The organism is Clostridioides sp. GD02367, from assembly GCF_045900275.1.
GTDB classification, from domain to species: domain Bacteria; phylum Bacillota; class Clostridia; order Peptostreptococcales; family Peptostreptococcaceae; genus Clostridioides; species Clostridioides difficile_A.
In genome coordinates this window covers 216398-241648 of the sequence record NZ_JBJODK010000006.1, presented here as the reverse complement: position 1 = coordinate 241648, position 25251 = coordinate 216398, and the positions used below count along the sequence as shown (strand labels likewise).

Sequence of the window (25251 nt, the reverse complement as noted above, 5' to 3'; positions counted from 1 at the left end):
ATCATATTTTTAATTATGCTATATTTTACTATATAGGCTCTATACATTCAACACTCAGTTATTTTTACCAAAATAATTGTTTCTAATCTTACATACATTTTTTGTCATTATTTTTCTAATAAGATGCACATAGATGAAGTTTTTTAATTTTGATAGATGTTGTGAATGAGTAGAGAAAAATACATCTGGTGAAGAAAAAACACCATAATCATATGCTATAGCTTCTTTTTGAATAAAAGTATCTTTACCATCCCAATCAATAGATGTGTTTTTCAAATCATTTGTGGCTATTGCATACTTTTTGAATGTTCCATTCTGATTAATAAATTTCTTCTGAATTGCTTCTAAATATTTTTTATCAGTTATTACTCCCTCTAGAGCAATCCATTTATCTTGATAAAATACCTCTACCCAAGTATGAAGAATATATTTTGGTGCTAATAATGAAATCAATTTAGATGTAGCGCCTCGTTGAAAGTCTTTTGTTACATTAAAAGCATGAAGCCTACAAGGGATATTCACTGAACGCAATAATGCCATTAAAAGAGTAGCTTTTGTATTACATTGTCCCATACCTTCATTTAGTACCTGTGTTGCCTTCAACATATCAGAAGCATTATAGCCAAATAAAATATCATTTTGGACAAACTCATAAATAGATTTTATTTTATGAAAATCATCTAAATCTAACCACTTCTTAAGTGATACCAAGAACTTAAGTTGTGGGTCACTATAGTTTAGCATTTTTGTTTCTTCTAAATATTCTTTATTCATAATAAATCCCCTTTCTTAATACAACTTCATTATATAACGAGAATATTTAATATACTTTCAAAAACTCGCTATCTTTTAAAGATAAAGAAACGGGCATTCCCATCATACGCTTAACTGTTCCTGCAAGGTGTGATGGAGTGTCGAATCCAGCAATCATAGAAGCTTCAGTAACATTTTTTCCAGAAAGCAATTCTCCAAAAGCACACTCCATTTGATGAAGTAAAATATAGCTTTTTAAAGGTATCCCAATTTGCTCTTTAAACAAATGTGATAATCTACTTGCTGATAGTGCCACTTTATCTGCAAAGTTTGAAATCGTATGATTATCACAATTACAAGTATGTAATAATTGAAGCAATTCTGTAATTCTATCATCATAGTATTTGATAGTTTCAGGGAAATTCAAATAGTTGTTAAGCATTTTCATAAACTTTAAATACTGTTCTTCACTAGATTGATATATCAAAAAAGTTCCTTGTTGACGTAATTCATCTAATCCATCTTTTTCACATATCCAATATCCAAAATCATTCATTTTTGAGGTAAGCTGTTCTGCAAATATAGATGTAGGTTCAATAAGAGCAGAATAATAAACTTTTTTTCTTGCTGAAAATGAGTGAGAGATATTTTTATCTACTACGATACAATTACATTTAACTAATTTTTCATTGACTGTTATTTCAATGCTGTCTTCTATTCCTATAAATAGTTGTAACATCCAATGGCTATGTTTATCTGCCTCTAAATGATTTGTAATCATACTAATTCTATCTTCTTGCCAAAAAATTTTATTTATAATGTTCATTGTATCACTTCCTTCTTCTAAAAATATCACTCTTTATTTTAATAGATTGTCCTATATTTGTGAATACATTTTGATAAAAGACCTGCAAAAAGGCATGAATCCTTAGGATAAAAATACCCAAGAATTCATGCCTAATCTAATAGCTACATGTTCCAAATTATATATTCTTATAATACAGCTATTACTTCTATTTCAACTTTAACGTCTTTTGGTAATCTAGCAACTTCTACACAAGCTCTTGCTGGTTTATTTTCTCCAAAATATTCAGCATAAACTTCGTTTATAGCTCCAAATTCATTCATATCTTTTATAAATACTGTAGTTTTAACTACATTTGAAAAATCAGCTCCACTTTCAGCTAATATAGCTTTAAGATTTTTTAAAGATTGAGCAGTTTGAGCTTGTACATCTCCTTCAACTACTTCCATAGTTTCTGGTACAAGAGGAACTTGTCCAGATACAAATAATAAGTTTCCAGCTTTTATAGCTTGAGAGTATGGTCCTAAAGCTGCTGGTGCATCATTAGTATGTATTACTTCATGTTTCATTTTAAAATCCTCCTAATTCGTTAATCTGATACATATAAAATGTATCTTCATACACTATTATACTATTTTTCTTGTATATTATATACACTTTTTACTATAATTCTATAATTTTAAAACCTTTGTCTTCTATAGCTTTCTTTATTTTAGCTATATGGTCATAATCTATTGTCTCTAGTATAAATTCCGCACTTTGTTTTCCTAGAGCTTCTCCTGCTGATAATTTACCTTGATTAGCACTTAAAATGTTTCCACCATTCTCACTTATTATTCTAGTTAATTCAGCAAAGTTTCCTGGCTTGTCTTCCATAATTGTACTAAATGAATATCTTCTTCCTTCTTTAGCTAAAGCAACACCTATTATTCTATATAATGTATTTATGTCTATGTTACCACCAGATATTATACAAACTACATTTTCATCTTTTGCTGGTACATACTTACCACTTAATATAGCAGCTGTACATACAGCTCCAGCACCTTCTGAAACTATTTTTTGACTTTCCATCATAAATAATATTGATTCTGCAATTTCTGTTTCTTCAACCACAACTATTTCATCAACTAATTCGTTTATTATTTCAAAAGTTAAATCTCCTGGAGTTTTAACAGCTATACCATCAGCTATTGTAGTATCATTAAATGCTGTTGTTACTTTTCCATTTTTAACTGATTCTTTCATTGAAGGTATATTTGCAGTTTGAACACCAACTATTTTCACATTAGGATTTAATGCTTTTGCAGCTACAGCTACACCAGAGATGATTCCACCTCCACCAACTGGGCATAATATAGTATCAACTTTATTGTCTAATTGTTCGAAAATCTCAAGAGATATAGTTCCTTGTCCTGCTATAACATATTTATCATTGAATGGATGTAAGAAAGTTGCTCCTGTTTCTTTTTGTATTTCAACAGCTTTTGCATACGCATCATCATAAACTGCACCATTTAAAACTACTTCTGCTCCATAACCTTTAGTTGCACTAACTTTTGCTAAAGGTGCAGTTGCTGGCATTACTATTGTAGATTTTATACCAGTCATTTTTGCCCCTAATGCAACACCTTGAGCATGATTTCCTGCACTTGAAGCTATAACTCCATTTGCTTTTTCTTCATCTGTTAAACTCGCTATTTTGTTACAAGCTCCTCTTAATTTAAAAGAACCTGTTTTTTGAAGATTCTCACATTTATAGAACACATTTGCTCCTGTTTTTTCGCTAAGTTTAACACTTTCAAGTAAGTCAGTTCTTTTTACTATGTTTTTGATGGTCTCTCTAGCTTCTTTCACATCTGTTAAGGTAACGTTTATCATTTTATTCCACTCCCGTAAATCCAATTTTTGTTTATTACTTTCTATATAATTCTATATCTTTTTTTTTTAAAAATCAACATGTAAACGATTTTTATAATTTTTTAATTAATCACAAAAAAACTAAAAATACAACAATTGAATACAATAAACACATATCTTCAATTCGTTTAAATTACATTAAATGATAATTTAAAAATATATTTTACAATTTTATCAAAATAACAATGTATTCTTTATTATTTTTATTAAAATTTGTATTTTATATTATTTTATTTACTTACAAACTATTTTTTTGGCTTTTTTTAATCTTATTAAAGTTAACAAAATAATAATAAACATATATTACTAAACAACTTCTATTTAAAAGAAAGTTTTACTTTATTTTTATTCAAAATTAGAAAACTATACATTAATAATAAAATATAATAAAAAAACTAAAATACCAATAAAATTGAAGATTTCTTTTATATAACAATCATTTTTTATTAAAAGGTGTTTTTTATTTTAATATATATTTAATAAGGTTAAATAGAATAATCATTTTAATTTTATACTTTACTTTTTCTATAAACCTATTATAATTAAAGTATAATCATTTTGCTAACTTGTTTATTTTATTATAAAAATGTGAAACTTATTACATAAGGAGGAATTTAACATGAAAAATAATACTTATAAAGAAATCAAAAACATATATGGAAAAATAAGCCCTTTTGAATTTAAGGACAAATTAATAGATATTGCAAAATACACTGCAAAAGAAAATAACAGAGAGTTACTTGATGCAGGTCGTGGTAATCCAAATTGGATTTGTTCAACTGCTAGAGAAGCCTTTTTTACTTTTGGTCATTTTGCTATTACTGAAACTCGTTCTAATTGGGATTTAGGTCATTTGGCTGGAATGCCTCAAAAGAAAGATATAAAAGAAAGATTTTTTAAATTCATAAATGAAAATATAGATATGCCTGGAGCATACTTAGCTAGAGATATTATAAACTTTGGTATAAATGAACTTGGATTTGATGGAGATGAATTTGTTCATGAACTAGCTGATGGAATTATTGGTGATAACTATCCACTTCCAGATAGAATGTTACCTCATATGGAAAAAATAGTGCATGATTACTTGGTTCAAGAAATGAAATATGATATATCAGGTAAATATGGTGATGTAGAGATTTTTGCTGTTGAAGGTGCTACAGCTGCCATGTGTTATATTTTTGATTCATTAATGGCTAATGAACTACTAAAAAAAGGTGATACTATAGCTTTGATGACTCCAATATTTACACCTTATCTTGAAATACCTAATCTTCCTCGTTATGATTTTAAAGTTGTAAATATAAATGCTAATGCAGTTGATGAAAAAGGTGCTCATACATGGCAATACACTAAAAAAGAATTAGAAAAACTTCGTGACAAGTCTATTAAAGCTTTATTTGTTGTTAATCCTAATAATCCTGCATCTATAGCTATGGATGACACATCTTGTAATAACCTAATAGATGTGATTGAGAATTATAACAAAGATTTAATGATAATATCAGATGATGTGTATGGAACTTTTGTAGAAGACTTTTCATCATTGATGTCAAAACTTCCTTACAACACTGTTGGGGTTTATTCTTATTCAAAATATTTTGGAGTTACAGGATGGAGACTTGGTACATTTGCACTTCATAAGAAGAATGTTTTTGATAAGAAAATAAATGATTTAACTGGAGAATTAAAAAAATCAGTAGATAAGCGTTACAGTGATATGAGTCTTAATCCTTCTAGTCTTTCATTTATGGAAAGAGTTGTTGCTGATAGTAGACTTGTTGCTCTTAATCATACTGCTGGTCTTTCTACTCCTCAGCAAGTACAAATGGCATTTTTCTCTGCATTTGCCTTAATTGACAAAGTTGATGCCTACAAAAAACTTAATATGAGTATCTGTCATAGACGTCAAAAACTATTGTTTGAAGCTTTAGAGCTTCCAATCAATGAAAGTAAAAATAATGCTGCATATTATACTCAATTTGATATTGAAGAATGGGCTAAATTAAACTATGGAGAAGATTTATTTAAATTTATAAGTAAAATTTCTGCTCCAGTGGATGTTCTTTATAAATTAGCTAATGACTATTCTGTAGTCTTACTTAGTGGAAATGGATTTTATGGTCCTGAATGGTCAATCAGAATATCTCTAGCAAATTTATATGATGAGGCTTACACTAAGATAGGAAAAGCTATCAGAGAAATACTAAATGGTTACATTACTGAATGGCAAAAAACTAAGAAATAGTTATATTACACTGAAATATCTAAATTATATGAATAAAAGAATTTATGTAGACCTTAGCTACTTTTTTTGATATAATCCTATCGGAATTATAAATTTTATTTATGAAAGGCAGAGAATAGTATGAGTATTAAGAAAAAAGTTGCCATAGTTTTTACTGGTGGAACTATATCTATGACAGTAGATGATAAAGTAGGAGCTGCTATACCAACTTTATCGGGGGAACAAATATTATCAATGGTTACCAATATTGATAAAGTCGCAGATGTGGAGGTCTTTAACTTTGATGAAATTCCAGGACCTCATATAACGCCTTATAGAATGATGGAATTAAAAAATTATGTAAATGATTTATTAGCAAGAAAAGATATTACAGGAGTTGTAATAACACATGGTACAGATAGTTTAGAAGAAACAGCTTATTTTCTAGACCTTACAATTGATAACATTAAACCCGTAATAGTCACAGGTGCTATGAGAAGTAGCTCTGAGCTTGGATATGATGGTTCAAGTAATTTATCTGCTTCAGTTTGTACTGCTGTGTCTAAAGATGCTATGGGCAAAGGTGTTCTTGTAGTCCTAAATAACGAAGTATTATTAGCTTCTGAGGCTACTAAGACAAATACTCTTTCTTTAAATACATTTAAATCTTTAACTAGTGGTCCATTAGGAATAATTGACTGCAATGAACTTGTTCTTACAAGAGATATTGTAAATAGAACAATTATAGATACTGATAAGGTAGAATCTAAAGTTGCTTTATTTAAAGCATATGTAGGAGAGAATGCAGATTTTATAAGATTTGCTGTTGATAGTGGATATAAAGGTATAGTTATTGAGGCAATGGGTAGAGGTAATATTCCTCCTCATATGCTTTCTGGAGTTGAATATGCTAGAGAAAAAGGACTTCCTGTTGTTATAGTTTCTAGATGCCACTCAGGTAGAGTGTTTGATAGCTATGGTTATTATGGTTCTGGTAGAGATTTAAAAAATCTTGGATGTATATTTGGTGGAGACCTTCCAGGTCAAAAAGCTAGAATAAAACTTATATTAGCACTTGGGAAAACTGATAATCTTGATGAAATCAAAGACTTCTTTGAAAAAGGAATCTACTGTTAATTATAATAAATCTTAAAATAATAAACCCCTATTACAATTTTTAATTAATTTGTAATAGGGGTCTTATTTTATCTTATAGTTTTAATTTATTTCACAACTACATTGACTAACTTCTTAGGTACAGCAACAACTTTAACTATAGTTTTACCTTCAACTAATCCTTTTATTTTTTCATCTTCTAAAGCTACTTTTTCCATTTCTTCTTTAGATATATTTGAGTTAACAGTTAATTTTCCTCTAACTTTTCCATTAACTTGTACAACAACTTCTATTTCATCTTTTACCAAAGCTTTTTCATCATACTTAGGCCAGTCTATATCAAATACACTTCCATCTTTACCTATCATAGTCCATAATTCTTCACCTAAATGAGGTGCAAATGGTGCTATTATAGTTACTATAGTTTGTACACCTTCTTTTATAACTGCTTCATTTATATTATCTAATTCTTTATATTTATACATATCATTTATTAATTCCATAAGAGCTGATATAGCAGTATTAAATCCAAATTTTTCACTTAAATCAGCAGTAACTTTTTTAAGTGTAGAATGTATAGTATATCTCATATCTTTATCTTGAGAATTTAATTCTCCAAACTCTACATCCTTTTTAACTACATCTGCTAACTCATCAACCAATCTATAAACTCTATTTAAGAATCTAAAACATCCATCAACACCTTGCTCTGACCAGTCTAAATCTCTTTCTGGTGGTGCTGCAAATAATACGAAAAGTCTTGCAGTATCTGCTCCATACTCATCAATTATATCCATAGGTGATACTGTATTGCCTTTAGATTTACTCATTTTAGAACCATCCATAAGAACCATTCCTTGAGTAAGTAAGTTTTTAAATGGCTCATCGAAATCTACCATACCCATGCTCTTAAATGCTTTTACAAACCATCTTGCATATAATAAGTGCATTATAGCATGTTCCACTCCACCTATATATTGGTCTACTGGATGCCATCTATTAACTAACTCTTTACTAAATGGCTCACTTTCATTATTACTATCCACATATCTTAAGAAATACCAAGAAGAATCTACAAATGTATCCATAGTATCAACTTCTCTTCTAGCTGGTTTTCCACAGTGAGGACAAGTTGTTGACATAAATTGCTTTGAAGTAGTAAGTGGAGATTCACCTTTTCCAGTAAACTCAACATCTGTTGGTAAAAGAACTGGTAAATCTTCTTTTTTAACTGGAACTATTCCACACTCATCACAATAAACTACAGGTATAGGACAACCCCAGTATCTTTGTCTTGAAACTAACCAGTCTCTTAATCTATAGTTAATAGTTCTCTTTCCTCTACCTTCTTTTTCTAATTTATCTATTATTCCTTCAAATCCTTCTGAAGCATCTAATCCATTAAACTCTTCTGAATTTATTATTTTGTTATCTTCTGTTATTACATCTATTATATCTAAATTATATTTCTCAGCAAAATCTCTATCTCTTTCATCATGTGCAGGAACTGCCATTATAGCTCCAGTTCCATATTCAACTAATACATAATTAGCTATCCATAAAGGAACCTTCTTACCATTTAAAGGGTTTATAACATATCTACCTATAAACATTCCTTCTTTTTCTACATCAGCAGCTGTTCTTTCTATTTCTGTCATTGTATGCATTTTTTGAACGAAAGCTTCAACTTCTGCTTCATATTCAGTACCAGCAACCAATTCTTTAACTAACTCATGTTCTGGAGCAAGTACCATATAAGTAACTCCATAAGTTGTATCTGGTCTAGTTGTAAACACTGTCATAGACTTATCAGTTCCATCTATATCAAAAACTAAGTCTGCTCCTGTACTCTTACCTATCCAGTTTTTTTGCATTATTTTAACCTTTTCTGGCCATCCATCTAATGTATCTAAATCATTAAGTAATTCTTCTGCAAATTCAGTAGTCTTAAAATACCATTGCTCCAAATCTTTCTTTAATACTGTTGCTTTACATCTCTCACATGCTCCTTGAACAACTTGCTCATTTGCAAGAACAGTCTCACAAGAAGGACACCAGTTAACATAAGATTTTTTCTTATATGCAAGCCCATGTTCTAAAAACTTCAAAAATATCTCTTGAGTAAACCTATAGTATTCTGGAGTTGAAGTTGCTACTTCCTTATCCCAATCATAGCTAAGACCTAATAAATTTAATTGTTCTTTCATTTCTTCTATATTTTCCATTGTCCATTTATGTGGATGTATACCATGTTTTATAGCAGCATTTTCAGCCGGCAAACCAAAAGAATCCCATCCCATTGGATGAAGTACATTATACCCTTCCATTTTTTTGAATCTTGCGACAACATCACCTATAGAATAGTTTCTAACATGACCCATGTGTATCTTTCCAGATGGATAAGGGAACATTTCTAATGTGTAATAATTAGGTTTTTCAGTTTGTGCTGTATCCATTTTATACTGCTTATTGTCTTTCCAGATTTTTTGCCATTTCGATTCTACTTCTTTAAAATTATATACGCTCATATTTTGCCTCCTATTTTAGTTGTGTTCAACTACCTTATTTAATATTATTTACTTATAATTTCCAAATAATGCCTTGAAAATAAAAAATCCCCATCACTAAACTTACGTTTAGGGACGAGGATAAATCTTCGCGGTACCACCCTAATTAGTCTACATTATATAGACTCTCTTAGATAGCTTTTAATCCAGCTATGGAGAATAGATTTCAATCTAGTAAGTTCAAAGTTATATAATATTAGTTCTCACCTTCCACTAACTCTCTGAAAAAATATAATCTTTTACTGCTCTAGTCTATTCAATTTAATATAATTTTTGAAATTTTCTAACTATAATAACATATATTATCATGTTTATGCTAATGTGTCAATATCTATATAAGGCGCATCTTTCCATAATTTTTCTAAATTATAAAATCCTCTGTTTTCCTCATTAAATACATGAACCATTACATCTCCATAATCAAGAAGTACCCAAGTTTGAGTGCTTTGTCCTTCTTTTCCTCTTGGCTCTAGTCCTAGTTTTGCTAATTCATCTTCTACATTATCAGCAATAGCTTTTACCTGTCTCTGAGAAGATGCTGTAGTGATAATAAAGTAATCGCACAAACTAGAAACTTTTCCTATATTTATTATAACTGTATCTTGACCCAGTTTATCTTCTATGGCATCATATGCTATTTTTGTCATTTGTTCCACTGTCATATAAAATTCCTCACTTTCCTAATTAAAATACACTTAGTTATTGTAACATATTAATACGACTTTGTAACATAGTCAATTTTAAATTTATTAATATATTTGCCTTTATGTATGTTTTTTATAATAACTTTCGTTTAATTAGATAGTTTCTTGCCATAACTGTTCTTGGATGTATCTCTTCTTTTTTATTAATAACAAACATTAAAGTATTGTTAAAAGAAGTTAAAAGTGCTTCATCAAGCTTTCCTCCATATGCCAACTCTCTTAATGTATCTACAACTGGGAATTTTCTACCTTCTTCAATTAAATCAGCTATGTAAATTATTTTTTCTAAAAGAGACATATCTTCTCTTCCTGTTGTATGATATTTGATTGCATTTATAATATCTTCATCTTCTATTCCAAACTCATACTGACATATGTATGACCCAATTACACTATGAGATAGAGAGCGATTTCCATCCTCTATTGGGTCTAAGTATATTTCATACTTATTTACATAATCTTCTATTTCTTTATCACTTAAATACTTTGCACAATCATGAATCATTCCTGCTAAACAAGCTTTTTCTTTGTCACACTCATAAATCTCACATAATTTTTCAGCACATTTTGCAACATTTTTTGAGTGGCTAAGCCTCCCCACTGGTAACATTTGATTTAGTCTCTGGTTAATATTCTCTAAGTTCATTTAATCATCTCCATATTGATATAGTTTATTTTCATATAAATAATTTTCTACATTTTCGGGTACTAAGTAACGTATTGACTTGCCTTCATTTAGCTGTTCCCTTATATATGTGGATGATATATCCAGTGATGGAACATAAACTGTTATAATGTCAGCATCGTACTTTTTAGTTAGTTTTTCTATAGTCTCTTGTGACCTTAACAAACTAATTCCTGGTCTAGTCGCAGCTATAAAGGTAGCTAACTCAAAGTTTTTCTTTACATCTTTCCACTCTTCAACACTACAAATAGCATCTGCCCCTGTTATAAAATAAATATCTGCATTTTTGTATTTTTTCTTCAAGTATTTTAATGTATCTATTGTATAAGTCCTTTTTTTTCTTTCGATTTCTACTTTTGAAACTAAAAAATCTTCATTGCTTTCAGTTGCTAGAAGTGTCATATTATATCTATCATACTTGTCTGTAGTGATACATAACTTATGTGGTGGATTTCCTGATGGTATAAAGATAATTTTGTCAATGTCATACTTGTCTCTAATAAATTCTGCTGTTGCTAAATGAGCATAATGTATAGGGTCAAAAGTACCTCCCAATATACCTATTTTGATTTTGCCTTTATGGCGATTAAATTTCTCTAGTTTTTCAGTATTTTTCAACTCCGCCTTCTTAACTAGATTTTCGCTTTTCATATTTTGTCTCCTTTTAATGTTATAATACTATTGTACCATTATTTTTTATTTCTTAAAGCTTATAATTTATTTTTTTTGGTATATAATTATATTTATATGATAAAAAATGCTTTAAAAAATAATTATTTAACATGTTTTTACTTTACTTTTTAATAAAAATAACTTTTTACTATTTTGTCTTAATTTTGATAAAATATAACATATAAATGTAAGCTTTTTATTAAATTTTATTAGTTGCTTTTGTTAATATAATTACATACAAAAAGGGAGGATTTATGGGTATAATTACTAAGATAGAACAACAAAAAAGAAATGATGATAGAGTTAATATTTATGTAGATGATAAATTTTTTATTGCTATATTTAAAGAACTTGTTTATACATTCAACTTAAAAAAAGGGAATGAAATAAATGAAGAGGAGTTAAAACCTATTTTGGATGATGAAATGTATATAAAAGCTAAAAATAAAGCACTAAATATTTTATCTCATGCTGACCAGTCCGAAAAAAAAATAAAAGAAAAGTTATCAGCAGAATTTGATGAAAACATAATTGATAGAGTTATAGATTTTCTTAAAAATTATAATCTCGTAAATGATAGTGTATTGGCTCAAAAAATAGTTAATACAAATGTTAATTTAAATAGATGTGGCAAAAACAGAATTAAGCAAAATCTATACAATAAAGGTATCAATAGAAGTACAATTGATGAAGCTGTGTCTGAATTGGATAAGGATACTGAATTTGAAAATGCTATGTATCTAGCAAAGAAAAGGTTTGAAAGGGTAAAGAAGGAAGATAAAAAGAAAATATATCAAAAAATTTCTCAACATCTTTCCTATAAAGGCTTTGATTATGATATTATTAAAAGAGTTTTAAACAAACTTTTAAATTTTGATGAATATGATATATAAGTGTAAATACTAAGGAGGTAAATTATGAAATTAATCATTGGTGGCTTAAGCTTTTTATTAGGATTATATAATATATATCAATTATATAGAGAAGATAGTATGAGATAAATATTATTTTTTAGATGTAATATTTATTATGGAGGAGAAACAAAATGAAAAGTCAAAAAAGATTTAAAATTTTAGATATTGATGTATACCTACAACCATTTGAATCTGATATAAAAAAGAGAATGAAACATTATGAAGATGTTAAAGCAAAACTATTAACCAATTATAAAGATTTTAGTTCTTTTGCAAATGCTCATCTTTACTATGGCTTTCATCAGACAAATGATGGATGGTTTTACAGGGAATGGGCTCCAAATGCAGACAGTTTATCATTAATTGGTGACTTTAATAATTGGAATAGAAAATCTCATCCTCTAAAAAAAATTGGTTCTGGTAATTGGGAAATATTTATTCCCAACAAAGATAGTTTACCTCATAAGTCAGAGGTAAAAGTACAAGTCATTGCAAATGGAAAAACATTTGACCGTATACCACTATATATAAAAAGAGTAATTCAAAAAGATTTTGGTGGATTTAATGGACAAGTATGGCAGCCAGAGACTCCATTTATTTGGACTGACAATGAGTTTGACTTAAAAAGCATAACTTCTCCACTAATCTATGAATGTCATATAGGTATGGCTACTGAAAATGAATCTATTGGGACTTATAGTGAGTTTACTGAAAATATACTTCCTAAAATAAAAAAATCTGGATATAACACTATTCAGCTTATGGCTATTATGGAACACCCATATTACGCATCTTTTGGGTATCAAGTTTCAAATTTTTATGCAATCTCTTCTAGGTTTGGTACTCCTGAAGACTTAAAAAATCTTATAAATACTGCTCATTCCATGGGAATTGCTGTTTTATTAGATTTAGTTCATTCTCATGCTGTAAAAAATATTCTAGAGGGAATAAATGAGTTTGATGGAAGTGAACATCAATTCTTCCACTCAGGTCCAAAAGGAAATCATCCTGCTTGGGGTACAAAACTCTTTAACTATGGTAAACCTGAAGTAATCCATTTCTTACTTTCAAATATAAAATTTTGGTTAGATGAGTATCATTTTGATGGTTTTAGATTTGATGGTGTAACCTCAATGTTATATCATAACCATGGTCTTGGAGTTTCATTTGATAGTTATAAAAAATATTTTAGTATGAATACAGATATTGAGGCTATAACATATCTCCAATTTGCAAATGAATTGATAAAAGAGATTAAACCTAGCTCAATAAGTATTGCAGAAGATATGAGTGGAATGCCTGGTATGTGTATACCTATAAAAGATGGTGGAATTGGATTTGACTATAGACTTGCAATGGGTGTCCCAGATTTTTGGATAAAAACTATTTCTAACTTATCTGATGAAAATTGGGATTTGGGTAAAATGTGGTATGAACTTACAACTAGACGCCCTGGTGAAAAAAATATAGGTTATTGTGAATCTCATGACCAAGCATTAGTTGGTGACAAAACAATTATTTTTTGGCTAGCTGATAGGGAAATGTACTGGAACATGGAAATAAACTCAAATAATCATATTATAAATAGAGCTATCTCTCTAATTAAGCTAATCAAATTAATAACTTTTTCTCTAGCTGGTGAAGGATATCTAAATTTTATGGGAAATGAATTTGGACATCCTGAATGGATTGATTTTCCACGAGAAGGAAACAATTGGAGTTATAAGTATGCTAGAAGGCAATGGAGCCTTTCAGAAAATGATACTTTAAAATATAAACAATTATTAAACTTTGATAAAGCTATGCTTGAACTTACAAAATACAGTGATGTTTTTATCCAAAATGGCTACGAACTTATACATATGGATAATGATAAAAAACTTTTAGTATACAGTAAAGGCAAATATTTATTTATATTTAATTTCCACCCTAATCTAATACAGTCAGTTGATATTTCAAAATTTCAAAATACAAACTACAAGACAGTACTAAGCACTGATATGATAGAATTTGGAGGAAACACAAAAAAAGAAAACTTACTAGACTATAATGTCTATTTTAGCTCAGCCCCACCATCTTCAAAACTACCTATTGCCTCTCGTACAGCAATAGTTCTTTTAGATAACAATATTTAAATATTAAAATAGATACTAAAAGCCAAATAACAATTTTAATACAAAATGTTATTTGGCTAATTTATTTTTTTGTGGTTTAATTACTTTTTAGATTTAAAACTATAATTTCCAGCTTTTAATTTGTGGTATTATGTTCATTTTAACAGTTTGACTTTTTAAAGCTTTTCTAAATTTCTCAGTTGAAGACTCCTTAAACATTTTGCTAGAAGAATTCTTAAGGTCTTCCATAGAATCCCAATGTTGTATCATAATCCATTTTTGGCTTTTTTCATCATGTAAAAGCTCAGTATCAATAAAACCAGGTTGTATAGAATGAAATTTCATTTCTAAATCATTTACAATCTCTATAAACTCCCCTTTTGACAAGTTTTCTTCCACACTAAACTCCACTATCTCTGTAATAATTTTCATATACAAAACCTCCAATTTATTTTTCTTATATCATATCAAAAACTAAATTAGAGGTATTGTAAAAAATCGACAGTGTAATTACAAGTAACTATACCTTATATTTTCTTTAATAGTCTTATTCTCACTAATAAATTTAATTGGTGATGTCCCTGAAAATTCTTTAAATTCTTTTATAAAGTGTGCTTGGTCATAGTACTCATTTTCATAGATAAAATCAAAAAGTTCATTATTTTTATAGGTGCGAATAAGCTGATTACTTGCCATTTTAAATCTACATATTCTCTTTAAAATTTTAGGTGTATATCCTGTATATTTTAAGCAGATTCTTTCCAAAGTTTTAATATTTATATTCATATCATCACAAAAAGATTTTATATTACTATACCTATTGTCATATATAAATGAATCCAAAATTTTTACAGATTTATTTTCAATCAAACCTTCTTCTAGTATAGATAACAACACTTCTTCTAAATATAAAACATACTTTTCTACTGATGATGTTTTATTTAAAGAGTCTTCCAACTTTTTTGCAAATATATCTGATACTTGTTCTAGATTGACAATTTGACCATTAAATTCTGAAATTGGTACCTTTAAAAATGGATAAAGACCAAATGGATAAAAAGAGATTCCCATAACACGTATATTTCCACGTTGAATGATAAATCCATACTTGTCTCTTATTCCATTAAAATGTATATTACTAGTTGTATAGTTTTGGTTTCCAATTTTATATTTTATAATATCAGAAAGATTAAGAATAATATCTATACTATCTGTGGGTAATAACTTATTGTTTAACAATATATTTTCATCTGTCTTAAGATACCAAATAAACTTTACCCATGGCTTTAAACGAGCACTTCTAACTGAATATCTTGTAACTGATAACATATTGAGTTAGCCCCTATCCTAAAATATTTTTATTATTATGTACTTCACCTTAATATTATACAATATAATTTATGCTATCAGAAAATTTTAGTCTACTTTATTATCATTTCATACATTTTTTCAATATTTTAGAAATAGGAAGTGCTATTATAAGACCTATTAATACTTGCATTAAATTACCTGGTATTGATGTAAGAGGTACTACAAAATTTCCATAAAGTATAACCTCTGTTACATAATATCCAAACAACATCCAAATTGATGAAACAACTATTCCTATTACATTTATTAAAAAATTGTTTCCATTCTTGCCATTTGCCCATACAATCTTTCCAAGTAAATAACCCATGATACCTCTAACTATAAAAGTAAATGGAGCCCATAGAGTCCATCCAGATATTAAATCAAAAAGTGACATACCAATAGCACCTGATAAAGCACCTTTCTTACTTCCAAATACTATCGCTGATATGAATAACATTGTTGTTCCTAAATGAACAAGCCCACCATTTATAGATATTGGCAATCTTATATTTATAAATTTGGTTGCAATAAACACTAAAGCTATTAATAGTGAAGTTTCTACCATGTCTTTCGTCGTAAATTTTTGTTTAGCTATAATTTCCATGCTTCATCCCCCTTGTCTAACTATTAAAAATAATACTTATTAAATAAATCTAATAAACTTCCATTTCCTTTAAATCCTAATGTATTTAAACTTTTATCCAAAATATTTAGTATGTGTTCTATTTTATTTAGATTAGCATTTTCTCCCATATGACCTATTCTTAAAATAGTGTCCATGTACTGATTTAATGATGTTGCAACAAGTGTATTATAATTTTTAAGCATGTATTTGGTAAGTTTTAAAGCTCCTATACTTTCAGGAATTTTTATAGCTGTGACTGTATTAGAATACCCTTCTTCTAAAAATAATTCTAGACCATATTCCTCAATAGATTTTCTGACACTATAAGCTATTTTTTCATGTCTATCTAATACTTTTTCTATTCCCTCTTCTAATATATTATCAAGAGCTTTATCAAGACCTATTATGTCGCTTATTGGCATTGTATAAGGAAAGTATTTTTTTTCATAATAACCTTCCCATATATTTAAATTGCAATAAAAACCTGTTACATTCGTTTTTCTATTCTTTATACAATTTTTTGCATCTTTACTTATCCCAACTATAGTAAGACCTGCTGGTGCAGAGATAGATTTTTGCGAACCACCTAATATTATGTCTATTTTAGATTCATCTACATTTAATCTCTCTCCAACCATACCTGCTACAGAATCAACTACAGTTAATATTCCATATGCCTTAAGTAATGGGCATATTTTACTTACATCGTTTAGTACACCAGTTGGAGTATCACAGTGTACAACTGTTGCATACTTAAAGTTACTATCTTTATCTAAAAATGCCTTTAATTCATCAACATCTATACTTTTAGTATATTTACTTGAAAAAAGCACATACTCTCCACCATACATTGTTACAAAATCTTTAAAACCTTCTCCATATATCCCATTATCAATTACAAGGACTCTGTCTCCCTTTTCTGTAAGTGATGCACAGGCAGCTTCAAGCCCTAATATACCTTCTCCACTCAATATGTAAACATCATTTTTTGTACCAACTATATTACCAAACTTTTCACATGTCTTTTTATAAAATTCAACAAAATCAACATCTATATCTGGGTTTGTTGTCTTCTCTGCTCTTGCTAATCTTACATTTTCCCTAGTTTCTGTTGGTCCTGGTGCATAATTAATTTTATTGTTCATATATATTCAGCTCCTTTTTATTTTCTATACGATTATTATACAAAATTTTCATTTTATATGGTACAATTTTATGTTTTTTTAAAATTGTACCAATACATTTCCCCTATAAACAATCTCCTCTATTAGACATACAAATAATTGCACAATAAAATACAGAGCAAATATCATTTTAGAATATCTACTCTGTATCTATATATTTTAATCTATTTACTTAACTTTTTATATTCTTCTTTTTATTACTTAAAAACTACCCATTAAATATCCATATTTTATTCACTATATCTTACTCTATCAATAAGTGATTCTTTATTGAAACTTTTTCCTATTAAATATGTTGTTATAAATTGAGCTATAAGAATACATACAGCCATCAATATGATTGGTACTATTGGTAAAGCATATGTTGCATAAGATAATCCAGTCTTTTTTAGAAATATAACAGCAATGTATCCTAATATTCCTCCAGATAAAATACTTCCTATCATCATTCTAGAAGTATAATATATAGCTTCTGAGTTAAGCATTTTTACTAATTGTTTATTAGTAAGACCAATAGCTTGAAGCATACCAAGTTCTTTCTTTCTAGTAACTATACTAGTTATCATTGTATTTACAAGATTCATAAATCCAATCACACCTATTATACCTGTTAAAGTGTATCCCATTATCTTTATAAATGAAATAACAGCCTTATTTGATTCTACTCTACTATCTAAAAAATCTGTCTCTAAAAAACCATTAGATTTAGCGATTTTCTTTATACTATCTTTTATTTCTTGATACTTTCCTTCTTCTGTATATATTCCTAAACTACTTGTTGAATCATGTTTCAAAGTTCTATCTATAAAATCTTTTCCAATGCCAAAGCTTGGAGACCCCATAGCTATTGCTTGAACTTTAAATTCTTTTTTTATTATTTTATCTCCATCATATAGAGTTAATTTTATTTTATCTCCTGCCTTTACTCCCATTTCTTTTGCTGTATCAACATGAGTAATTACTATTTCATCTCCTGTTTGCAGTCTTTCAAAATTTATTTTTCCATCTACTAAATTATTATTTAATGCTTTGACATCATTTTCATCTACACTCTGTAAAAGGTCATGTTTAAATTCAACATCATAATCATCCATTCCAACCTTTACACTTCTTGCAGACTCTATCTTTTTAATTCCCTCTATATCTTTTATTTGATTTAAAAAGTCTTTACTTAAAGGATTATTCATTTGCAAAATATTCAAATTATTTTTAGGATTTTTATCACTATCCATTTCATAACCAGCAAGTCTAACCTCTATATCATAAGGAAAATTTGCTCTTGCCATCTTTTCAGCATCAAAACTTTCTAAGGCAGTTGATACTGTTATAAATATAGTTCCACTCAATATAAGAGATACCAATGTCATGTAAGTACGTTTTTTATTTCTTTCTAAATTAGCTTGTGATAATCTCTTTAAATTTATATTTTTATAACCTTTTCTCTTATTTTTATTACTTATTTTATTTCCAGTATATCTTACTGCATCAACTATAGATACTTTTGATGCTACTTTCATTGGCTTTAAAAGTGATAACACAACAGACATAAAGCTTATTATTATAACCAATAATATAACTGGTAATTGTGATGATTTTATATCTATATCCATAACTGATTTTATTATAATATTTGAAAGTGCATATCCTAAGATTGTTCCTATTGGTATTGCTATCCCTGCTAAGATAAAACCTTCCTTAAATACTATATTTTTTACTTGTTTTTTAGTCGCACCAATTGCTCTAAGCTTTCCAAATTCTTGAACCTTCGTAACTATTGAAATGTAGAATATATTGTATATTACTAAAATACTAGACAATACAATTACTAGTCCTACAAATACTCCACCCATAATTGTTTCCATATCAGGTTTTAAAGCATTTATATAATTTTCATTTACAGCTACATTAATAGTATCCAATCCTATATCATTAGCAACCTTATTTAATTTTGATTTTGCTTGTTCTATCGATAAATTACTTTTATCATTTAATTTCACATATATATTAAAATCTTCTTGTGACATATCTCTAGTATTTTTCATATATGTTTCTGATATAATAGCTGAATAAAATTTACCTGCTTCAGATATTTCACTAGTTTTTAAAATTCCAGTTATAATGAATTCTTTTTCAATTCTTTTATCGCTTTTATAATCATTATAAGATATTTTTATCTTTTCACCTAAGTTTTTGTTACTATAACCAAGTGCTTTTAAAGCTCCTCTATCTAACACAATTTCATTTTCTTTTGTTGGTAACTTCCCTTTGACAAACTCAAAATTATTTAATTTTAAAGCATCTTCATTCATGTATGCTAGAGAAATATTTGAATCATCTTCTAACTTCTCAAAACCTACTCCATTCATTTTACCAGTTAACTCTACATCTGCATGATTACTCAATATATTAGCTTGTTTTTCATCCGCATTAGCTAATATACCTTGATAATTACCTGAATACTTTATAGTATTTTCTTTCTGATAGGTTCCTGCATCAACAATATAAATTCCAATAGATGAAAGCATTAAAGTTGAAAGTATTATAGTAATTATTATTAGAATACTTTTTGATTTATTTTGCTTTAGATTACTTTTTGCTATTTTAGTAGTATTAATCATTTTTATCACCAACCTTTGATACCCTACCATCTTCTATAAATATAACTCTATCAGCCATTTGAGCTATACTATCATCATGAGTTATCATAACTAAAGTTTGACTGTATTTCTTAGACATAGACTTTAGAATACTCATAACTTCATCAGATGTTTTAGAATCTAGGTTTCCAGTTGGTTCATCTGCAAGTATTATAGCTGGTCTTGTAGCTAATGCCCTTGCTATTGCCACCCTTTGTTGTTGACCACCTGATAATGTATTTGGCAAAACATCGTGTTTATTTTCAAGTCCCAATGATTTTAAAAGCTCTTTTATAAATTGTTCATCTACTTCTCTACTATCTAGACCAATTGGTAACACTACATTTTCCCACACATTAAGAGATGGTATCAAGTTATAACTTTGAAATATAAATCCTATTTTTCTTCTTCTGAATACAGCAAGTTCTTCTTCTTTTAATGTAAATATGTTTTTATTATCTATATATACATTCCCAGATGTAGGTATATCAAGACCTCCAATCATATGTAAAAGAGTGCTTTTTCCAGAACCTGATTTTCCTATTATTGCAACAAATTCACCTTCATTTATTTCTAAGTTGACATTATCTAAAGCTCTTACTAAGCTCTCTCCTGTTCCATAATGTTTTGATAAGTTTTCAGTATATAGTATTTTCATAAAATTATCCTCTCATTCTAAGTTATATTACTCCATTTTTTATTACGTTTTATTTCTGGAGCTGTTTATACTTATATAATAAATGTAGAGGCTTACATTTTCCTTTCATTTAATATTACATAGTTGTAAGAAACAGAGAAAACTTGCTTCCTACCCCTACTTTAGAAGAAACTATAATATTTCCACCCTGTTCTTCTAATATTTTTCTACTTAGATACAATCCTACTCCACTACCTTCTATAGATTCAACTTCCTCAGATATACCTCTATAAAAACGTTTAAATATGTTATTGAACTCACTCTTTTTAATTCCACTACCATTATCTTCTATTATAATTTTAAAATAATTAACAGTTTCTTCTACAGAAATGTTTATTTCTCCATTTATTTGTGTATATTTTACAGCATTATCTAATACATTGAAAATACTCTCTTCAGTCCATTTTTTATCATGAGGTATAATCCTACTATCGAATTCATTTATATTTAATGTTATGTTTTTAATCTTAGCTTTAGGCACTACACTTTTTATAGCATTTAAAATGGTATTTTTTATATCATTATCTTCTTTTTTTATGTTTATCATACTAATCTCTAGCCTTGATATGTTAACCAAAGAATTTATCAAGTTTTCTAATTTATTTATAGAATTTTTGTTAGTTAATAGAAATTCTTGAGCTTCGTCTTCATCTAATTCTTCTTCTATAAGCAATGTATTATACAATTTTAATGATGCTAAAGGAGTTTTTAGTTGATGAGAGATATCTGTTACTAATGATTTCACACTCTCTTTTTCTTTCTCCAATTTAATAAATTTTATCTTTAAGCTTCTATTCAGCTCATATAGACAGTTATTTATTTTGCTAAATGTACCTTCTTTAAAATACTCATTATACTCTACTAGATAACCAGTATCTTCTAGGTCAGTAGTGTCTTTCAAATAATTTTCTTGTGACATCTTATCTACTATAAAGTAAATTTTACTCAATCTTTTATTTATGTATCTTATAAAATAATAGATTATGCTTGTAACAACTATAAACATTACTAAAAAAATAAGAACTGATTCTCTAAAAAAAGATTTTAAGTACAGTCCAAAATTTTTATCATTTGACATTTTATTTTCTAATCCATATCCAAATTTTTTAAATGCTTTTTCTCCAATATCTACCTTACTATAGTCAGAATTGTAAATAGATTTTACTATATCTATTTCATCATTGGGATATTTATCAATCAATACCCCTACAATACTTTGGGTGTTTTTTATTTGATATTCATATAATTTATGTAATCTATTGTATTCAAAGAGTATAAACATAAGTGTTATTATTAGTACAGATAAAACAGAACATCCAATAACTCTTCTCATTATATAATCATCTCTCATACTGAAGTTATCTTTGAGATTCATATTTTTTAACATTTTTTTATACTCCTTTCCCCCCACATATATCCAACCCCTCTTACTGTCTTTATATACTTAGGTTCAGATGGATTTTTTTCTACTTTCTGTCTAAGTCTTCTTATATTTACTGCAATAGTATTATCATCTACAAAATTTCCACTATTGTCCCATAGAGATTCTAATAGTTGTTCTTTCGTCAACGTCTGCATTGAATTTTCCATAAGATATCTTAAGAGTTTAGTTTCTGTTTTACTCAAAATTATCTCTTCTTCTTTATTATCTGTTTTTATAATCAACTTATTTTCTATATAATAAAAAAATAAATCATCACAAACTAATAAAGTATAATTTTTTACTGTATTTACCCTTTTCATAAGTGCATTCACTTTGGATATCAATACCATCAAACTAAATGGCTTTGTGATATAATCATCTGCACCTAAATCATATCCTGTGACAATATCTACTTCTTCATCAAGGGCTGTTAGCATTATTATGTAAACATCACTTTTATTTCTAATCTCCTCGCAAAAATCAAAACCACTTCCATCAGGAAGACCTATATCAGAAATAATTAAATTTATCTCTTCTTTTACGAAAATATTTTTTGCTTCTTCTATGCTAAATGCATTAAAAACATTGTATCCTTCTTTTTTTAGTTTAAAACTGATTCCCCTATTTAAAGATTTATCATCTTCCAAAAGTAATATATTATTCATCCTTCTATCCTCCATTATCATACATACTAGCTAAATTATATCATACTAGTAAAATCATTTTATTTATTAATTTATAAATATTTATAGATTATTAATTGGATTTCACTTAGATATAAATATACTTAAACACAAAAAAACAAAGGTAATTAGTATTTATACAACTAATTACCTTTGCACTTTTATTAGTGTCTAAGATTAAATTTTTATTTGCTAACTCTTACTTATTAATTTTTATTTTGACTTTTTGTTTTTTAAACCTATTTGATTAAAGTTTAATAAGTATAGTAATGTACTTGATGCTATAAATACAATCATACTATTTGAAAAACCTAAGTCTCCTGTTTTAGGAGATTTTTCTTTAGCTTCTCTTTTATATACTCCTGTATTAGAACTCTCTATAGGTTTTATTTTATCTGTTTTTTTACTTTTATAACTATCAAAATTTTTTATATCATTATTAGATGTACTACCTTCATTATCACTAATATTTTCTTTATTTTCTCCTACTATCAATTCACTCTCTTGATTATTACTTGCTATCTCTTTTTTAGATTTGATACTAATTCTTCCATCTATACTTTGTGATATTTCTTTTTTGTACTCTATATATTCAATTACCATACTCTCTAAATTTCCGAAATCCTTTAATACTGGCTCTTTTGAAAAGCAACTAAAGTCATCTCCACCTGATGCTATATAATCATTAGTTGCAACCACATACTTTTTATCCAAATTTAATGGTTTTCCATCTTTTAAAATATCCGTTATTTTTTCTCCTTCTTTTTGTTTTGGGTCAAAATAATATGACATTCCTCCTACTTGTAAAAAGGCTGAATTCTTTTCTGGATAGAGTTTTACTCCTTGCTCTAATACATCTTTAATTTGTGCTCCTGTAAGTTCTTTGGTAACTATCGTATTATTAAAAGGAAATACATCTACAATATCTCTTCTTGTTATGTTCCCTTTTTCTATTGTATCTCTGATATTTCCTCCATTAAATAGAGAAATATCAGCCTTAGTCTTATCAAGTAAAATATCACTTATTAAATTACCTAAATTAGTTTCTTTTGTCCTTACATTTTCATATGAGCCATCTAGAGTATTTTTTGTTACGCCTATAACTTTATCTAATATTTTTTCTTGATGTTCTTTTATTTCATCAATCTTTTTACTTATACTATCATCCAATTCATATTTTAATGCTTCTTCCTTATCTATCAATCTAGCTGATTTATTTTCTATTTTTATATTTTCTATATTACTAGTATTAAGTGTTAGTTTTACTTCGCCAATATGTTCTAGATATTGTCCTGTACTTACAATCAATGTGTCACCAACTTGCTTGCCATTTTCAAACTTAGTATGACTATGCGCATCAATAATTAAATCGATACCTTGGACTTCATTTGCTATATCTATACTATTTGGCTTACTTAAATTATTAGTACCAATATGGCATATTGCAACTATTACATCAGCACCTTTTCCTTTCAACTCATTTACTTGCTCTGTTGCATTCTCTATAGGATTTGTAAACTCCAATCCTTCCACATTTTTAAATCCTGTCTTGCTCTTTGTTTCTTGAGTTGTAAGTCCAAAAAATCCTATCTTTATACCATCTATTTCTTTTATATCATTACTATCAAATACTTTTTCACCATTTTTGAGGATATTTGATGATAAAAATTTTAAATTGTTCTCTCCTGAACTAGCCATTTGAGATAATTCAAACAATCTATCTTTTCCATAATTAAAGTCATGATTACCAGGAGTAATGTAGTCATATCCAGCACACTTAATCAATTCGATTGCTTCTTTCCCTTTGTCCATATTTACTATTGGAAGTCCATGTAAACAATCTCCTGCATCTACTAAAATTGAGTTTGGAGTGTCTTTTTTCAATGTAGCTAGATTACCTATTTGTATATGTTCATTACCTTCAGCATATCTTCCATGTATGTCATTAGTGTGAAAAATAGTTATTTCTTCAATTTGCTCTAGCCCATAAGAAATAACACTCTGACTTGTTGTAATTAGAATTATAATTACCAAAATTAAATATCTCCTAATTTTCAATATAAATTATCCTCCTCAAATTAGTTTTAGCTTTAGATAAAATTTATATTTTACATAAAACCTTTTAGATAAATATTAAATATACATAAGATTAATTAACATAACCTTTAATATC

Annotated in this window: 21 protein-coding genes; 4 read left to right on the top strand and 17 right to left on the bottom strand. The window is 28.0% G+C overall.

The genetic code is table 11. The features are described from left to right. Positions 1-54: 54 nt before the first annotated feature. The 4 genes from Q3223_RS10705 to ilvA form a co-directional block, all read right to left on the bottom strand. Positions 55-774 carry a transglutaminase family protein gene (locus Q3223_RS10705; RefSeq protein WP_074178457.1) on the bottom strand — a complete coding sequence of 240 codons (720 nt, stop codon included), beginning with the start codon at positions 772-774 and terminating at the stop codon, positions 55-57. Between the two features lie 46 nt (positions 775-820). Further along, complete coding sequence (locus Q3223_RS10700) at positions 821-1579, bottom strand: helix-turn-helix domain-containing protein (protein WP_074178458.1); 759 nt, start codon at positions 1577-1579, stop codon at positions 821-823. A 167-nt stretch (positions 1580-1746) separates the two neighbouring features. Then, the gene (locus Q3223_RS10695) at positions 1747-2127 is read right to left on the bottom strand and encodes a RidA family protein (protein ID WP_003416451.1); all 381 of its coding nucleotides are present in this window, start codon (positions 2125-2127) and stop codon (positions 1747-1749) included. Positions 2128-2221: 94 nt separating this feature from the next. Beyond that, positions 2222-3439, bottom strand: a complete 1218-nt coding sequence (gene ilvA / locus Q3223_RS10690; protein ID WP_054271112.1) for a threonine ammonia-lyase — start codon at positions 3437-3439, stop codon at positions 2222-2224. A 658-nt stretch (positions 3440-4097) separates the two neighbouring features. Between ilvA and aspD the strand changes: the two genes are divergently transcribed. Further along, positions 4098-5726 (top strand): aspartate 4-decarboxylase, encoded by a 1629-nt coding sequence (gene aspD / locus Q3223_RS10685; protein WP_223152807.1) that lies wholly within the window; start codon positions 4098-4100, stop codon positions 5724-5726. A gap of 120 nt (positions 5727-5846) precedes the next feature. Then, entirely contained in the window at positions 5847-6842 is a 996-nt protein-coding gene (locus Q3223_RS10680) for an asparaginase (RefSeq protein WP_054271114.1), read from the top strand. An 86-nt stretch (positions 6843-6928) separates the two neighbouring features. On the opposite strand, the gene leuS is transcribed toward Q3223_RS10680, so the two are convergent. The 4 genes from leuS to nadD form a co-directional block, all read right to left on the bottom strand. After that, complete coding sequence (leuS, locus tag Q3223_RS10675; RefSeq protein WP_054277224.1) at positions 6929-9349, bottom strand: leucine--tRNA ligase; 2421 nt, start codon at positions 9347-9349, stop codon at positions 6929-6931. Between the two features lie 350 nt (positions 9350-9699). After that, positions 9700-10050 (bottom strand): ribosome silencing factor, encoded by a 351-nt coding sequence (gene rsfS / locus Q3223_RS10670; protein ID WP_054271116.1) that lies wholly within the window; start codon positions 10048-10050, stop codon positions 9700-9702. Positions 10051-10165: 115 nt separating this feature from the next. Beyond that, positions 10166-10738 carry a bis(5'-nucleosyl)-tetraphosphatase (symmetrical) YqeK gene (gene yqeK, locus Q3223_RS10665; protein ID WP_054271117.1) on the bottom strand — a complete coding sequence of 191 codons (573 nt, stop codon included), beginning with the start codon at positions 10736-10738 and terminating at the stop codon, positions 10166-10168. Further along, on the bottom strand, positions 10739-11428 hold the full coding sequence (gene nadD / locus Q3223_RS10660) for a nicotinate-nucleotide adenylyltransferase (protein ID WP_054271118.1): 690 nt from the start codon (positions 11426-11428) through the stop codon (positions 10739-10741). It abuts the gene before it with no gap. Positions 11429-11703: 275 nt separating this feature from the next. Here nadD and recX point away from each other — a divergent pair, with 275 nt between their 5' ends. Together recX and Q3223_RS10650 are read left to right on the top strand one after the other, a co-directional pair. Continuing rightward, positions 11704-12342 (top strand): recombination regulator RecX, encoded by a 639-nt coding sequence (gene recX, locus Q3223_RS10655; protein ID WP_167639594.1) that lies wholly within the window; start codon positions 11704-11706, stop codon positions 12340-12342. A 152-nt stretch (positions 12343-12494) separates the two neighbouring features. Then, the gene (locus Q3223_RS10650) at positions 12495-14498 is read left to right on the top strand and encodes an alpha-amylase family glycosyl hydrolase (RefSeq protein WP_223152806.1); all 2004 of its coding nucleotides are present in this window, start codon (positions 12495-12497) and stop codon (positions 14496-14498) included. A 99-nt stretch (positions 14499-14597) separates the two neighbouring features. Here Q3223_RS10650 and Q3223_RS10645 read toward each other — a convergent pair whose 3' ends face one another. The 9 genes from Q3223_RS10645 to Q3223_RS10605 form a co-directional block, all read right to left on the bottom strand. Then, positions 14598-14909 (bottom strand): antibiotic biosynthesis monooxygenase, encoded by a 312-nt coding sequence (locus tag Q3223_RS10645; protein ID WP_219673232.1) that lies wholly within the window; start codon positions 14907-14909, stop codon positions 14598-14600. Positions 14910-14987: 78 nt separating this feature from the next. Continuing rightward, positions 14988-15806, bottom strand: coding sequence for a helix-turn-helix domain-containing protein (locus tag Q3223_RS10640; protein ID WP_054277228.1), 819 nt, complete (start codon positions 15804-15806; stop codon positions 14988-14990). A gap of 103 nt (positions 15807-15909) precedes the next feature. Further along, entirely contained in the window at positions 15910-16434 is a 525-nt protein-coding gene (locus Q3223_RS10635; RefSeq protein WP_407811950.1) for an ECF transporter S component, read from the bottom strand. A gap of 23 nt (positions 16435-16457) precedes the next feature. Further along, on the bottom strand, positions 16458-17600 hold the full coding sequence (locus Q3223_RS10630) for a pyridoxal-phosphate-dependent aminotransferase family protein (RefSeq protein ID WP_407811949.1): 1143 nt from the start codon (positions 17598-17600) through the stop codon (positions 16458-16460). 269 nt (positions 17601-17869) lie between these two features. After that, positions 17870-20257 (bottom strand): ABC transporter permease, encoded by a 2388-nt coding sequence (locus Q3223_RS10625; RefSeq protein ID WP_407811948.1) that lies wholly within the window; start codon positions 20255-20257, stop codon positions 17870-17872. Next, entirely contained in the window at positions 20250-20933 is a 684-nt protein-coding gene (locus Q3223_RS10620) for an ABC transporter ATP-binding protein (protein WP_054271126.1), read from the bottom strand. The genes Q3223_RS10625 and Q3223_RS10620 overlap by 8 nt, the downstream gene beginning before the upstream one ends. A gap of 115 nt (positions 20934-21048) precedes the next feature. After that, positions 21049-22359 (bottom strand): HAMP domain-containing sensor histidine kinase, encoded by a 1311-nt coding sequence (locus Q3223_RS10615; protein ID WP_054271127.1) that lies wholly within the window; start codon positions 22357-22359, stop codon positions 21049-21051. Beyond that, positions 22353-23060, bottom strand: a complete 708-nt coding sequence (locus Q3223_RS10610) for a response regulator transcription factor (protein WP_054271128.1) — start codon at positions 23058-23060, stop codon at positions 22353-22355. Before Q3223_RS10610 ends, Q3223_RS10615 begins: the two co-directional genes overlap by 7 nt. A gap of 231 nt (positions 23061-23291) precedes the next feature. Next, a complete protein-coding gene (locus tag Q3223_RS10605) occupies positions 23292-25112 on the bottom strand; it encodes a bifunctional metallophosphatase/5'-nucleotidase (protein WP_407811947.1) in 1821 nt (606 codons plus the stop codon). Positions 25113-25251 lie beyond the last annotated feature (139 nt).

Coding starts and splice junctions, on each gene's coding strand:
- Q3223_RS10645 (WP_219673232.1), bottom strand. CDS start 14,909: ATGAAAATTATTACAGAGATAGTGGAGTTTAGTGTGGAAGAAAACTTG.
- Q3223_RS10705 (WP_074178457.1), bottom strand. CDS start 774: ATGAATAAAGAATATTTAGAAGAAACAAAAATGCTAAACTATAGTGAC.
- ilvA (WP_054271112.1), bottom strand. CDS start 3,439: ATGATAAACGTTACCTTAACAGATGTGAAAGAAGCTAGAGAGACCATC.
- recX (WP_167639594.1), top strand. CDS start 11,704: ATGGGTATAATTACTAAGATAGAACAACAAAAAAGAAATGATGATAGA.
- Q3223_RS10615 (WP_054271127.1), bottom strand. CDS start 22,359: ATGTTAAAAAATATGAATCTCAAAGATAACTTCAGTATGAGAGATGAT.
- Q3223_RS10625 (WP_407811948.1), bottom strand. CDS start 20,257: ATGATTAATACTACTAAAATAGCAAAAAGTAATCTAAAGCAAAATAAA.
- Q3223_RS10640 (WP_054277228.1), bottom strand. CDS start 15,806: ATGTTATCAGTTACAAGATATTCAGTTAGAAGTGCTCGTTTAAAGCCA.
- Q3223_RS10695 (WP_003416451.1), bottom strand. CDS start 2,127: ATGAAACATGAAGTAATACATACTAATGATGCACCAGCAGCTTTAGGA.
- rsfS (WP_054271116.1), bottom strand. CDS start 10,050: ATGACAGTGGAACAAATGACAAAAATAGCATATGATGCCATAGAAGAT.
- leuS (WP_054277224.1), bottom strand. CDS start 9,349: ATGAGCGTATATAATTTTAAAGAAGTAGAATCGAAATGGCAAAAAATC.
- Q3223_RS10620 (WP_054271126.1), bottom strand. CDS start 20,933: ATGAAAATACTATATACTGAAAACTTATCAAAACATTATGGAACAGGA.
- Q3223_RS10680 (WP_054271114.1), top strand. CDS start 5,847: ATGAGTATTAAGAAAAAAGTTGCCATAGTTTTTACTGGTGGAACTATA.
- Q3223_RS10630 (WP_407811949.1), bottom strand. CDS start 17,600: ATGAACAATAAAATTAATTATGCACCAGGACCAACAGAAACTAGGGAA.
- yqeK (WP_054271117.1), bottom strand. CDS start 10,738: ATGAACTTAGAGAATATTAACCAGAGACTAAATCAAATGTTACCAGTG.
- aspD (WP_223152807.1), top strand. CDS start 4,098: ATGAAAAATAATACTTATAAAGAAATCAAAAACATATATGGAAAAATA.
- nadD (WP_054271118.1), bottom strand. CDS start 11,428: ATGAAAAGCGAAAATCTAGTTAAGAAGGCGGAGTTGAAAAATACTGAA.
- Q3223_RS10650 (WP_223152806.1), top strand. CDS start 12,495: ATGAAAAGTCAAAAAAGATTTAAAATTTTAGATATTGATGTATACCTA.
- Q3223_RS10610 (WP_054271128.1), bottom strand. CDS start 23,060: ATGAATAATATATTACTTTTGGAAGATGATAAATCTTTAAATAGGGGA.
- Q3223_RS10700 (WP_074178458.1), bottom strand. CDS start 1,579: ATGAACATTATAAATAAAATTTTTTGGCAAGAAGATAGAATTAGTATG.
- Q3223_RS10635 (WP_407811950.1), bottom strand. CDS start 16,434: ATGGAAATTATAGCTAAACAAAAATTTACGACGAAAGACATGGTAGAA.